The sequence below is a fragment of the Hwanghaeella sp. genome, from assembly GCF_965227365.1.
Lineage (GTDB): Bacteria > Pseudomonadota > Alphaproteobacteria > UBA8366 > Aestuariispiraceae > Hwanghaeella.
Map to the genome: position 1 here is coordinate 3,878,965 of NZ_OZ245754.1, position 12,337 is coordinate 3,891,301.

The window sequence follows — 12,337 nt, forward strand, 5'->3', positions numbered from 1 at the left end:
GGGGGTGATGAATGGGTCCGAAACGGACCTTGGAAAGCTGGCTGGGGCGGCTGGATTCGAACCAGCGCATGCCGGTACCAAAAACCGGTGCCTTACCGCTTGGCTACGCCCCAACAGCGGGCCGCAATCTAGGGATTTCACCCGCCCGCGGCAAGCCTTTTGATCTCATTTTTGCCGGCGGGCGAAACCGCCCGTATTTTTTCCATCCGCCACCTCAGGCGCGTTCCGGCATCGCCAGCGCCATGGCCTTCACCCACCAATGATCCGGCGACTGGAACATCTCGGCGGCGTGTTCCGCGGCGGCGCGGTCATCGAAAATACCGAAACAGGTGGCGCCGCTGCCGGACATCCGCGCCAACCGGCAACCCGGCAATTGTTCCAGGGCGTAAAGCGCGTCTTCCACGGCCGGGCATAGTTTGACGGCGGCGTCGGTCAGATCGTTTGCGCGATTCTTCAAGAAACTGACCAGCAAAGGCACCTTTTCCAGATTGGCTTCGATATTCGACCCGTCCGGCGTAAAGCCGCCTTTACGCGCCTTGAAGACCGAGGCGGTGGCAAGCTTGATACCGGGATTGACGAGGACGATGCCCGCTTCGGGAAGAACAGGCGCTGCCATCAGGTCCTGGCCGATGCCGGAGGCGAAACACGGCCGACGGAATAGACAGGCCGGCACATCCGCGCCAAGTCCGCGGCTGGCCGCGAAAAGGTCCACCTTGTCCTTGGTATCCACTTGATAGAGCCGCGCAACGGCCCACATCGCGGCGGCTGCATCCGCCGACCCACCGCCGATCCCCGCCGCGACCGGAATATTCTTCGTTAACGTGATTTTGGCACCGCCGACAAAACCGGCCGCCTCGCGCAGTGCACGCACCGCATGAATCACCAGATTGCCTTCCTTGTCCGGCAATTCGGAAGCGTATGGCCCATCCGCCACGATTTCGAATTGGTCCGCTTCCTCTGCGGTAATGGTGTCGCCGTAATCGGTGAAGGCTATCAATGTATCCACTTCGTGGTAGCCGTCGCCTCTGCGACCCACGACATGAAGATACAGGTTCAGCTTCACCGGCGCCTGTATGGTTACTTGTGTCACGGAGGCCCCTCCCGCTGACAACGCCAACCGGCGGTCGTTTGAAAATTTTAGTTGGAGATCTCGATGATCTCGGGCTCACCCATTCCGTTCTTCAGCTTCTCACGGATTGTCGGGATGACGTCCTCCTCGGGTTCCAGGTTCAAGGCACGGTCCCATTGGAAACGGGCCTCGTTACGTCGTCCGACCCGCCAATAGGCGTCGCCGAGATGATCGTTGATGATCGGGTCCTGCGGGCGCAGCTGCACCGCCCGCTCCAGATAGCCCACAGCTTCATCGAATGACCCGGTGCGGTACAGCACCCAGCCAAGACTGTCGACGATATAGCCGTCCGTCTGGCGCTGATCCAAAGCCTTCCGGATCATTTCCTTGGCTTCCGGGATATTCACGCCCTGCTCCACCCAGGAATATCCAAGGTAGTTGAGAACGAACGGATCATCGGGTTTCAGGTCAAGCGCCTTCAGGAAATCCGGCTCCGCCTTGGCCCACTGTTTCGACCGCTCATACGCGATGCCGCGATTGTAGAACAAAATCCAGTGCCGCGCTTCGGGGTCGCCGTCGATTCTCGATATGGCGCGATTATAGATCTCGACCTCATCCAGATAGCGCTTATCCGCCCGCAGAACATAACCGATCTTGATCAACGGATCGGTGCTGTCCGGACGCTCTTCCGCCATGCCTTCCAGCAGGTCGACCGCCTGGGTCTTCTTGCCCTGATCGACATAATTGTCGGCGATGCTGAGACGCGCGTCCCAATAATAGGGAGAATCCGGTTGGATCTTGTCCAAGGTCGCGACAGCGTCGGAGAACCGGTCGCGGTCCTCCAGGATGTTGCCGACAAGCAACAAGGGCAGGTCGTGCGACGGATCGAGCATCGAGGAAAGCCGGCCGAAGACCAGCGCGAATTCCTCGGACTGTTGCTGCACCCCGGAAGCGAGATGATAGAAGCCGTCCGAAACCCCTTCCGCCGGGCCGATCTCCTGATCGATTCGTTTGCCGTCTGCCAGGGCGGAAAGGTCCTGTTCGACGATCACGGTGCCGGGGAACCGATCAAGATAGTTGCGAAGCAAGTCTTCCGCATCCTGCGTCCGGCCTTGCAGTGCGTAGAGCTTCGCTACTGTTCGAACTTTCCTCAACGGGGCGGTAGCGACATCCTCACCTTCCTCCACCAAGGCGGCGAGTGCGTCATCCAAGCGGCCGGCACGTACGAAGATCATTCCTTCATGCAAGCTGCGAAGACGCCGAAAACCGGTTTCGTCCGTCAGTTCGCCAAGCGCGGCGATGGCGTCATCGGTCCTATCCAATCCCGCCAGAGCCCAAGCCTTGACCATCGGCTTGGCGTATCGGGCCAAGCTGTTGTCCGGGACCTGCTCAGCCATCGCCAAGGCTTCTTCCCAGGCGCCGTCCCGTAAACTACCGGCGACGACAGTGAATTGGGCCATCATCGGGACGTTCACATCCTGTTCGGAAATCGATTTGGCCAAGTCCAGCGCACGGTCGAACAGGCCGGCGCGCAGATTCGCATAAAACGCGCGCACTTTCAGTTCCGGATCATCGGGACTGTCTTCCAGAAGACGGTCCAGCAAATAGGCCGCAGTTGAAAAATCGCTTTGTTTCTCGGCAAACCAACCGGCGAGATACGCACCCGCATGTGAATGTGCTTCAACCGGTTTCGACTCTGCGTTGCCTTCCGCCTGGGCCGGCCCTGCGCCGGAAACCGCGCCCGTCCATCCGGCAAGTGCCAGGAATCCCACAGAAGCGGCCAGGGTTCGGAAGGAAGGAACGAAGTCAGTCATCGATGCTCCACGCCATAGTTTCAGGCAACAGTTTCGAACGGTCTTAGTTATTCCTAGTTATGTAGACCGACGGTCAGTGTAAACCAACGAGGCGCCCCTTGCCACGCAGGATAACACTGCATACCGGTTCGCCGCGTCGCCTTGTCGATCGGACATTATCCTAGTCGCGAACAGTAACTTCCGTGTGAGACGTCGATTTATTGGCTTCTGAGATATAATAATCCCTGAAATGCGCGCCATATGCAGCCCCGCAATCGGGGAAACAGACGCCAGGAGGAAGCCGTGCCGGACATGGAACCGGACGTGGAACCGGACGTGGAAACAGAGGCCGGAAAGGGTGACGACGCCGCCGGCGAGCAAACGCCAAGGCCCATCAGCGACATCGCCTTCACGCCCGCTGTGAAAAAGCAGCAGGAGAAGAACGGCTCCCGCCGCGGTTACGCCCGGATGGAGGCCGGCCAGGGCTGGTCCAATGAAATCGACGAAAACGTCAAAGCCTATGTCGAGAGCCGGACAAGCTTTTATCTGGCGACGGCGAATGCGGAGGGTCAGCCTTATATCCAGCATCGCGGCGGTCCCGCCGGTTTCCTTCGCGTTCTGGACCCGAGAACACTGGCATTCGCGGATTTCGCCGGTAACCGGCAGTATATCTCCACCGGAAATCTGACCGAGAACGGCAAGGTCTTCCTGTTTCTGATGGACTATCAGAACAAACAACGCATCAAGATCTGGGGCACCGCCGAAGTGCGGGAGGATGACTCCGACCTTCTGGCGCGTTTGATGCCGGAAGGATACCGCGCCCGCCCTGAGAGGGCCTATGTCATTCGCGTGGAAGCTTGGGATGCGAATTGCCCGCAGCACATTCCGGTGATGTATCCGGAGGATCAGGTCGTGGAGGCAATCGGCCTGCTGCAGAACAGAATTCAAGGATTGGAGGCGGAATTGGCCGCGCTACGGGGGCTTCCCGAGGCAGATTAAATGTCTTCTACATAGACACCGCACGCCACCAACAGGTTACCGATCCGACGTGCATAGGTGCGCTTCAACCGCATCTCACCGTCGGAAGGGCGCGGCCAGTAATACTCCACAACGCCCGTTGCCCCGTCCGACGCCAATTGGCCCATCAGGTCTTGCATATAGGCATATCCGTCGACATCCGTCGCGCCGGAGACGTTGACACCGATGGCCCCGCGGTTCGGATGAAAGACAATATCGCCGCGTGTGTTCATGATGAAGACATACAGATCTTCTTCGAGACGAATCCATGTTTCGGGAGGAACGGCGACCAGCGCGCCCGGCCAACCGCTTTCGACGATCGCTTCGACCGCACCGTTCACCATCTTTCTTGCGTCATCCAGGCCATCCTGGGCCGCACTCGGTTTCGGCGGCGTTAGCATCAGCACGATGGCGGACAAGCAGATCATGACCGCACTGAAAGCGGTCCGGTGAGGCAATCGTTTCATTCCGGCAGACTAGCACGAAGCGGATCGGATGATACCGCGCTCTTCACCCGTCCAGGCTTACAGATCAGGTACTTTCAGAAAATCGACCTGGAATATGACCCTGCGGATCTTTTCCACCCGATGCGGGACTTCCGGCACGATGAAAGCGGTCGAGGTCGAATCCAGGGTGAAACTCTGAATGCTCGGCGCCATCACTTCATAAAGCAAATTCCCTTCCAGCACGCGAATACGGCCCCAAACACCGGGTTTGGTGCTGTGATCCCGCCGCAAGGCTTTCGGAATCGTCAATTCGGTGAAAATCGGTGTCGACTTGTACCGCACCGCCCTTTCCGGCGGTTCCATGCGGTCGCAGAGAGGGCAATCCAGCATCTGCCCGAGCGCCTCGGCCCGCCCGTCTTCGCTTTGCGTCCAAGCCCTGTCAACGAATGGCGGTTGGTGTCGGACGTGCTGACGGTGGCCGCAGGAAAGCAGGGCCACCCAATGCCCTTCTTCGTCCCTGTCGAAACCGGTGATCGGTCTGTCCATCAAGCGCCCCTTTCCAAATCAGGCATCAGGACCGAAACGAGGCCCTGACGGGATTTCAACAGGTCCGCCAGGGTGAACCGATCCAACACGGCCATGAAGGCGGCGAGGGCTTCGTCCAGCACCATGGGAAGCGTGCAGCAAGCAGCGATCCGGCATTTATTGGTCTTCGGATCGAAACATTCGACAAGCCGCATGTCGTCCTCGCAGCGGCGCACGACGTCCCCGATCCCGATATCGGCCGGAGACCGAGCCAGACGAATCCCGCCCTGCCGTCCGCGGATCGTCTCAATCAAACCGTTCCGACCCAGTCGGTGCACAACCTTCATCAAATGGTTCTCGGAAATTCCATAGCGGTCGGATATTTCCTTGATCGTTGCCAACTCGCCCGGCGACTTCAGGCCCAGGAACATAAGGACGCGAAGGGCGTAATCCGTGTGGCGGGTGAACCGCATGACAGGCACTTTCATTGATTTTGAAATAAGGTGCATTTTATATATTGCTTTGACGCAACGCCGCAACATATAAGGTGTGTAGAAAATGCATCTTATTTTTTGGAATCAGCAACGGAAGGCTCGGTCGAATGTCGCAGCCAATCACTGACACCGATGCCGGAGGACCCTCATCGCGCCGGCGGCCCATGCATCCCGATATCGATGAGACGGTTATCGAAGCGCTGGTCCGGGATTTCTACGGCAAGGTGCGTGCGGATGACGATCTCGGACCGATCTTCGACAGTAAGATCGAGGATTGGGAACCGCATTTGCGGACGATGATGGATTTCTGGTCGTCGGTCACCTTGATGACCGGTCGGTTCAAAGGAAATCCGATGATGAAACACCGGTTGTTGCGGGACGTTGAGCCTGCGCATTTCGATCGCTGGCTCAGTCTATTCGGCGAGAGTGCACGGAACGTCGCCAGCCCGGGTGCCGCCGCGGTTTTCATCGCTTGCGCGGAACGAATCGCCGGCAGTTTCAAGCTCGGCATGTTCGGCGTGCCGGGTCTGGGCCCGATGGCATTTCCACCGGGCGGCCCCGCCCAAACGAACTGACGCCGGGGACCATCCCCGGCGCCGTTTCACGTCTACATGTTCGGGTAGTTTGGCCCGCCGCCACCTTCCGGCGTCACCCAGTTGATATTCTGGGTCGGGTCCTTGATGTCGCATGTCTTGCAGTGGACGCAGTTTTGCGCGTTGATCTGCAGGCGCGGATTGGATCCATCGTCTTCCCGGACGATTTCGTACACCCCGGCGGGGCAGTAGCGCTGTTCCGGGGCATCGTATTTCTCTAGGTTCACAGCGATCGGGACGCTGTCGTCCTTCAAGGTCAGATGCGCCGGCTGGTCTTCTTCGTGATTGGTGAAGGAGAAGGAGACGTTGGTCAGCCGGTCGAAGCTGATTTCCCCATCGGGTTTCGGATAGTCGATCGGCTTGAACTGCGATTTCGGCTTCAGGGAACCATGGTCGGTCCCGTGATGCTTCAAGGTCCAGGGGGCGTTGCCCTGCAGAATGACCGTATCCAGGGCACTGTAGAAGAAACCGCCCCAGAACCCGTATTTGAAGGACGGGCGAATATTACGGACCTTGTAGAGTTCCTTCCACAGCCAGGTGTCCTTCAACCGGTCGGCGTAGTCGGTCACTTCACGGGGCGCCTCGCCCTCACCGGTCAGAACGTCGAAGACCGCTTCCGCGGCGGTCATGCCGGACTTCATGGCCAAATGAGTGCCTTTGATCTTCGGCACGTTCAGGAAGCCCGCTTCGCACCCGACCATCATGCCGCCGGGGAAAGTCAGCTTCGGGATCGATTGGAACCCGCCCTCGTTCAGGGCGCGGGCGCCGTAGGAAACCCGCCGGCCGCCTTCCAGCACCGGCTTGATCGACGGATGGTGCTTGAAGCGCTGAAATTCCTGATACGGCGAGAGATAGGGGTTCTCGTAATCGAGCCCGACGACGAAACCGATGGCGACCTGATTGCCGTTCAGGTGGTACATGAAGGACCCGCCATAGGTCTTGCTGTCCAGCGGCCAGCCGGCGGTATGAACGATCTTACCCGGTTCCGACTTGGCGGGGTCGATGTCCCACAATTCCTTGATGCCGATCCCGTAGGTCTGGACGTCGCTGTTGGCGCGCAGATCGAACTTTTCCATCAGCATCTTGCCAAGCGACCCGCGACACCCTTCCGCGAAGATGGTCTGCTTGGCATGCAATTCCATGCCGGGCTGATAGTTAGGGCCCTTCTCACCGGTCTTGGTGATGCCCATGTCGCCGGTGGCAACGCCTTTGACGGAACCGTCGTCGTGATAAAGCACCTCGGCGGCGGCGAAACCGGGATAGATCTCGACACCCAGCGCTTCGGCCTGTTCCCCCAGCCAGCGGGTGAAGTTCCCCAGGCTGATGATGTAGTTGCCGTGGTTGTTCATCTGCGGCGGGGTCGGGAAACGGATATGGTTCGCTTCCGTCAGATACAGAAAGGCGTCTTCCTTGGCCGGGGTATCCAGCGGGGCGCCCAGTTCCTGCCAGTTGGGGAACAACTCGTTCAGGGTGCGCGGCTCCAGAACCGCTCCGGACAGGATATGCGCGCCGACTTCCGACCCCTTTTCCAGAACACAGACGCTGAGTTCCTTGCCCTGTTCCGCGGCGAGTTGTCGAATGCGGATTGCCGCGCTCAAGCCCGATGGGCCGGCGCCGACGACCAGCACGTCATATTCCATAAATTCCCGTTCGACCACTTCGTCGGACATGACCGTCCACCTTCCTGCCTGACTGTTGCCTCGTCCTTCCCAAAGGCCCGGCTTGTGCCGCGCCGCACCTGTGCTAGACATTATTAACTACTCTGACAAGACAGCCGCCCCATGAACAGAGACGACCAAAAGCCGGACGGAAGCGACCTGGACGCCATGGCGGCCCTGTCCGCCTTGTCCTGGCAGGTCGCCATGGGCGCCGACGAAGCCATCGCCGATCTGCCGCTCGACCGGTACGCGGCAACAGCGGCGAAAGCGGCTCAACCCGCGCAATCGGCGCCTTCCCAGAAGCCGCCGCTGACGGAGCGGATCCGATCGACCCCGCCGCCGGCCCCGGCCTCAACCAGCGCCAAGGTGATCGGGGCGGAAGAGGCCATCGCCGATGCCCGACAGGCAGCGGCGGCCTGCACCACGCTCGACGACTTGCGGGCCGCGCTTGAAAAATTCGAGGGCTGCCCCCTGAAAAAAACGGCGACCAATCTGGTCTTCGGGGACGGCAACCCGGAAGCGGGCGTGATGTTCATCGGCGAGGCGCCGGGCGCGGACGAAGACCGGCAGGGCCTGCCCTTCGTCGGCGTCAGCGGACAAATGCTGGACCGTATGCTGTCCTTCATCGGACTGGACCGTAGTCGCTTCTACATCACGAACATGTTGTACTGGCGGCCGCCCGGAAATCGCACACCGACCGATGCGGAAGTCGCGACCTGCCTGCCTTTCCTTGAGCGGCATATCCAACTGATCAATCCGAAAGTCATCGTGCTTGTCGGTAACCGGTCGGCCAAGAGCCTGTTACAGACAAGCCAGGGCATCACCAAGCTGCGCGGTAAATGGGACGCGGTCTCGATCGGTTCCATCGACCCGCCGATTCCCGCGTTGCCGACGCTTCACCCTGCCTATCTGCTTCGCAATGCCGCGCAGAAGCGCTTTGCCTGGCGGGACGCCTTGATCCTGCGGGAACGCCTCAACGAGCTGGGTCTCGCCACTTCACCCCTCGACACCGGATCCGACGCCGATTAGTTGCCTGGGCAACCGTAGGCGCCGCAGCATCTCGACCAATCCTATTCGCTGCGTATAATATGCGATTGAGCCCTTGGGCCGCGCCGTATCCAAAATTGCGCGGACGATGGGGAGGGGAGGCCTTGCCGGGATGTGAGTTCCTGCGGCACGGCTTGACGGACAAGGGCGGATTTCCGCCGAAAATGCGAGGTTTTCGATGCGACGTTCTTTCAACGCCGCACTAGTTGGTGTTGGGTTCGGTCTGGCGCTGGCCACAAGCGGAATGGCAAACGCCCAGGACGGCAGGACCGGCAACAGCCAGATCACGACCGAAACGGCCGCTTTGACGCCCGGTCCCTTCGAGGATAGCAGAGGGGTGGAAACACCGCGCCTGCCCGCCACGCCCAGCCCGCTTTCCGGGCGCGATGCGGACCTTTACGCCAAGATTTTCGACTTGCAGGAAAAGGGCGACTGGCGCGCCGCCGACAAACTGATCGAGGGTTTGGACGACCGCCTGTTGATGGGACATGTCCTGTATCAGCGGCTGATGCACCCGACGGCCTATCGGTCGACCTACAAGGAATTAAAGGCGTGGATGGGGCAGTATGCGGATCATCCCGGCGCCGAGAAGATTTACAGCCTGGCGCTGCGCCGCCGCCCCAGCAATTGGCGGTATCCTCTACAGCCGCAGAACCCCGTGCCGAACGATCTTGTGCTGACCGAAGACCAGGGCAGGAAAAGCCCTGCAGACAAGTCGGTGTATCGGCCGCGGCGTTCGGCGGAAGTTCGCAAGATCATGCGCCGGATCGACGCGTGGGTTCAACGCGGCAGCGTCACGAAATCCCTCGAATATCTGTCCCAATCGCATATCCGTCGGATCTTCGACCCGGTCAGCTACGGGGAAAGCCTGGGGGTCATCGCGCGCGGATATTTCCGTTATCACAAGGATGCGGAAGCGATCAAAGTTGCGCGCGAAGCGGTCAAACACGCAGGCGACAAGACATCCAACGCCGCCTGGTGGGGTGGTCTGGCCGCTTTCCGCGCCGGCAACCACGCCTCGGCCGCCAAATTCTTCGGTATCCTGGCAGACAGTCCGGCCGCGGATGAGGAAGACAAGGCCGCTGGCGCTTTCTGGGCGTCGCGGTCCTATCTGATCGGCGGCGAACCGGACAAGGTCACGCCGATGCTGATCAAGGCGGCGGAAGAGCCGCGCAGTTTCTATGGCCTGCTGTCGATTCGGGCCCTGGGACTGGAACCGAATTTCGACTGGTCTCTGCCGGTGCTGGGACCGGAGCATGCGGATATCCTGCGCAGGATTCCGGCGGCGAAACGGGCCATGGCCCTGGTTCAGGTCGGTGAAACGACCCTTGCCGAGGCCGAGCTGCGCCGGTTCGCCCATGTCCTGCCGCCCCGGGTAGCGCAGGTCCTGGTCGCGATGGCCGACCGGGCCGGATTGGCGGATCTCGCTTATCGCCTCGGCGCCAGCCTGGAACGCAATCAGGGCATGCGGCTGGACGCGGCGATGTATCCGGTCCCCGGCTTCGAGCCGGATGGCGGCTTCACCGTCGACCGTGCCATGCTCTATGCCTTTATCCGCCGGGAAAGCCGGTTCCGGCCCACAGCGAAAAGCCCGGCCGGGGCCCGCGGCCTGATGCAGGTCATGCCGGCGACGGCCGGATTCGTCGCGGGCCGTTCGTTCAGGGGAAACCAGCGCGACGAGTTGCTTGATCCGGGCCTGAACCTGCAGATCGGACAAAAATACATCAAGATGCTGATGGACGACCCCAAGGCGGGCGAGAACCTGTTCTACACAGTCGCCGCCTATAACGGTGGGCCCGGAAACCTCCAGAAATGGCGCGCCAAGGTCGATTATGCGGATGATCCGCTGCTGTTCATCGAAAGCCTGCCATCCCGGGAAACCCGGAACTACGTCGAAAACGTCTTGGCCGACATGTGGGTGTATCGCCACCGATTCGGGCAGGCCACGCCGACTCTGGACAACCTGCTGGCCGGATATTGGCCCGTGTATACGGCGCTGGACGATGGCGGCGCAGCGGTTCGCACCGCCCGCACGGGCGCGGCACAGTAACGCAGCACACCGACCAGGAGGGCAATCCGCCCCGCCCGGCCTTGCGGAAGCGAGGCCGCGGGCATAGGTGTGGCAGACCATCAAAGCGCAGGTGACGCCATGGCGATCGACGAAAAAATCCCTTTCAAACCGGTCCATATCGCAGTGATGACCGTTTCGGACACGCGGACGCTGGAAGATGACAGATCCGGTCAGACGCTGGTTGATCGGCTGCAATCGGCCGGCCATGTCCTGGCGGACCGCGCCATTGTCACCGACGACACGGACAAGATCGCCGCCAAACTGACCGAATGGATCGATAATCCCTCCATCGACTGCATTATCACCACGGGCGGCACCGGCGTCACCGGCCGGGACGTCACGCCGGAAGCCTTCGCCAAGGTCTGTGAGAAGGACATCCCCGGTTTCGGCGAACTGTTCCGGATGCTGAGCTACCAGAAGATCGGAACCTCGACCGTGCAAAGCCGCGCCATGGCCGGCGTGGCGCGCGGCACCTATCTGTTTGGTCTGCCCGGATCGACGGGGGCCTGCAAGGACGGTTGGGACGACATCCTTTCCACCCAGCTTGATATTCGCTGGCGTCCCTGCAACTTCGTCGAATTGATGCCGCGGCTTCGGGAACACGAAAAAACCGCCTGAATGGGCAATAGCCGTCCCATCTAGACCATTGCGCCGGACAAGCGTTCCGGCGCATTCTGTCGACCATGTCGATAACGCGGATCGATCAAGCCAATCTGGGCTTCGTCGTGCTGGCCTGTCTTGTTGCGCATGCAGTGCCGGTCGAAGTGCTATTGTTCAGCTATGCGATCTTTGGTCCGGCCCATTATTTGACAGAATTGTCCTGGCTTCACGATCGCCAGTATTTCACCAAGCGCCGTTACGATTTCGTGCCGCTTGCCGTCCTCGGTTTCGGAACGATCTTCGCACATGACGTCCTGCGCATGGATATGGGACATGCCTATATCGGCCTGGTCCTGACCTTCTTCCTGGCAATTACCATGGCCTTCGTCACCGACTGGCGGTATCGCGCGCCGATCGCAATCGGGACGACCGCCGTGGGTTTGATGCTGTTCATGTTCACCCCGGCGGTCTGGTTCTTCATACTGCTCGCCAACATGGTGCATCTGGTGCTGTTCACATCGGTCTTCATCTTGCTCGGCGCGCTGAGGAACAACAGCATCTATGCCTTCGGCACGCTCGCTGCGCTGATCCTCTTCAGCGCGACGTTTTTCATCCCGGGACTGCCTTCCATCCCGGCCAGCGAATTCGCCTTGGGATTCGGCTATGATCTGGCCCCTGCCTATCAAGGCTTCTTCTCCCTGATCGGCGTGGATGCCGACAACCCGAATATCGAGAAGCTGCTTGGCTTCGTGGCTTTCTGGCACATTTACCATAACCTCAACTGGTTCAGTAAAACCGGGGTCATCCGCTGGCACGAAATCTCCAAGGGCCGGACCGTATTCCTGATCTCCGCCTATCTGGGTTACATCGGCCTTTACGCCTATGACTACACGTTGGGTTTCCAGGCCTTGATCTTCCTAGGCTTCCTTCACGTCGTTCTGGAATTTCCGCTCAACGGGCTCAGCTTCGCCAATACCGGCCGCCTTCTGGCTGGACGCCTTCGCAGTGTGTGAGTTTTTCATCC

12 protein-coding genes and 1 tRNA gene are annotated in these 12,337 nt (G+C 60.2%); 6 read left to right on the top strand and 7 right to left on the bottom strand.

Annotated elements, in window-relative coordinates:
- Positions 1-38 precede the first annotated feature (38 nt).
- From ACQK2G_RS17760 to ACQK2G_RS17770, 3 genes are all read right to left on the bottom strand, one after another.
- Positions 39-113: transfer RNA gene (locus tag ACQK2G_RS17760), tRNA-Gln, on the bottom strand.
- A gap of 101 nt (positions 114-214) precedes the next feature.
- Entirely contained in the window at positions 215-1,090 is an 876-nt protein-coding gene (locus ACQK2G_RS17765; protein WP_425406374.1) for a 4-(cytidine 5'-diphospho)-2-C-methyl-D-erythritol kinase, read from the bottom strand.
- A gap of 47 nt (positions 1,091-1,137) precedes the next feature.
- Positions 1,138-2,883: a tetratricopeptide repeat protein gene (locus ACQK2G_RS17770; protein ID WP_425406375.1), complete on the bottom strand. Its 1,746-nt coding sequence runs from the start codon at positions 2,881-2,883 to the stop codon at positions 1,138-1,140.
- Positions 2,884-3,174: 291 nt separating this feature from the next.
- On the opposite strand from ACQK2G_RS17770, the gene ACQK2G_RS17775 reads away from it, so the two are divergent.
- Positions 3,175-3,861, top strand: coding sequence for a pyridoxamine 5'-phosphate oxidase family protein (locus ACQK2G_RS17775; protein WP_425407664.1), 687 nt, complete (start codon positions 3,175-3,177; stop codon positions 3,859-3,861).
- On the opposite strand, the gene ACQK2G_RS17780 is transcribed toward ACQK2G_RS17775, so the two are convergent.
- From ACQK2G_RS17780 to ACQK2G_RS17790, 3 genes are read right to left on the bottom strand one after another with little or no spacing between them, the layout of a single operon-like run.
- Complete coding sequence (locus ACQK2G_RS17780) at positions 3,858-4,346, bottom strand: cache domain-containing protein (protein ID WP_425406376.1); 489 nt, start codon at positions 4,344-4,346, stop codon at positions 3,858-3,860. The two genes, ACQK2G_RS17775 and ACQK2G_RS17780, sit on opposite strands and share 4 nt — an antisense overlap.
- Before the next feature lie 57 nt (positions 4,347-4,403).
- Positions 4,404-4,871, bottom strand: coding sequence for a DUF3565 domain-containing protein (locus ACQK2G_RS17785; RefSeq protein WP_425406377.1), 468 nt, complete (start codon positions 4,869-4,871; stop codon positions 4,404-4,406).
- A complete protein-coding gene (locus tag ACQK2G_RS17790) occupies positions 4,871-5,323 on the bottom strand; it encodes an RrF2 family transcriptional regulator (protein ID WP_425406378.1) in 453 nt (150 codons plus the stop codon). Before ACQK2G_RS17790 ends, ACQK2G_RS17785 begins: the two co-directional genes overlap by 1 nt.
- Positions 5,324-5,508: 185 nt before the next feature.
- On the opposite strand from ACQK2G_RS17790, the gene ACQK2G_RS17795 reads away from it, so the two are divergent.
- The gene (locus ACQK2G_RS17795) at positions 5,509-5,919 is read left to right on the top strand and encodes a group III truncated hemoglobin (protein WP_425406379.1); all 411 of its coding nucleotides are present in this window, start codon (positions 5,509-5,511) and stop codon (positions 5,917-5,919) included.
- Positions 5,920-5,951: 32 nt separating this feature from the next.
- On the opposite strand, the gene ACQK2G_RS17800 is transcribed toward ACQK2G_RS17795, so the two are convergent.
- Positions 5,952-7,607, bottom strand: coding sequence for an electron transfer flavoprotein-ubiquinone oxidoreductase (locus ACQK2G_RS17800; RefSeq protein WP_425406380.1), 1,656 nt, complete (start codon positions 7,605-7,607; stop codon positions 5,952-5,954).
- Positions 7,608-7,718: 111 nt separating this feature from the next.
- Between ACQK2G_RS17800 and ACQK2G_RS17805 the strand changes: the two genes are divergently transcribed.
- From ACQK2G_RS17805 to ACQK2G_RS17820, 4 genes are all read left to right on the top strand, one after another.
- Positions 7,719-8,624, top strand: coding sequence for a uracil-DNA glycosylase (locus tag ACQK2G_RS17805; protein WP_425406381.1), 906 nt, complete (start codon positions 7,719-7,721; stop codon positions 8,622-8,624).
- Positions 8,625-8,820: 196 nt separating this feature from the next.
- Complete coding sequence (locus ACQK2G_RS17810; RefSeq protein ID WP_425406382.1) at positions 8,821-10,692, top strand: lytic transglycosylase domain-containing protein; 1,872 nt, start codon at positions 8,821-8,823, stop codon at positions 10,690-10,692.
- A gap of 99 nt (positions 10,693-10,791) precedes the next feature.
- Entirely contained in the window at positions 10,792-11,331 is a 540-nt protein-coding gene (moaB, locus tag ACQK2G_RS17815) for a molybdenum cofactor biosynthesis protein B (protein ID WP_425406383.1), read from the top strand.
- A 65-nt stretch (positions 11,332-11,396) separates the two neighbouring features.
- Entirely contained in the window at positions 11,397-12,326 is a 930-nt protein-coding gene (locus tag ACQK2G_RS17820; RefSeq protein WP_425406384.1) for a hypothetical protein, read from the top strand.
- Positions 12,327-12,337 lie beyond the last annotated feature (11 nt).

Coding starts and splice junctions, on each gene's coding strand:
- ACQK2G_RS17770 (WP_425406375.1), bottom strand. CDS start 2,883: ATGACTGACTTCGTTCCTTCCTTCCGAACCCTGGCCGCTTCTGTGGGA.
- ACQK2G_RS17775 (WP_425407664.1), top strand. CDS start 3,175: ATGGAACCGGACGTGGAACCGGACGTGGAAACAGAGGCCGGAAAGGGT.
- ACQK2G_RS17780 (WP_425406376.1), bottom strand. CDS start 4,346: ATGAAACGATTGCCTCACCGGACCGCTTTCAGTGCGGTCATGATCTGC.
- ACQK2G_RS17785 (WP_425406377.1), bottom strand. CDS start 4,871: ATGGACAGACCGATCACCGGTTTCGACAGGGACGAAGAAGGGCATTGG.
- ACQK2G_RS17790 (WP_425406378.1), bottom strand. CDS start 5,323: ATGCGGTTCACCCGCCACACGGATTACGCCCTTCGCGTCCTTATGTTC.
- ACQK2G_RS17795 (WP_425406379.1), top strand. CDS start 5,509: ATGCATCCCGATATCGATGAGACGGTTATCGAAGCGCTGGTCCGGGAT.
- ACQK2G_RS17800 (WP_425406380.1), bottom strand. CDS start 7,607: ATGTCCGACGAAGTGGTCGAACGGGAATTTATGGAATATGACGTGCTG.
- ACQK2G_RS17805 (WP_425406381.1), top strand. CDS start 7,719: ATGAACAGAGACGACCAAAAGCCGGACGGAAGCGACCTGGACGCCATG.
- ACQK2G_RS17810 (WP_425406382.1), top strand. CDS start 8,821: ATGCGACGTTCTTTCAACGCCGCACTAGTTGGTGTTGGGTTCGGTCTG.
- moaB (WP_425406383.1), top strand. CDS start 10,792: ATGGCGATCGACGAAAAAATCCCTTTCAAACCGGTCCATATCGCAGTG.
- ACQK2G_RS17820 (WP_425406384.1), top strand. CDS start 11,397: ATGTCGATAACGCGGATCGATCAAGCCAATCTGGGCTTCGTCGTGCTG.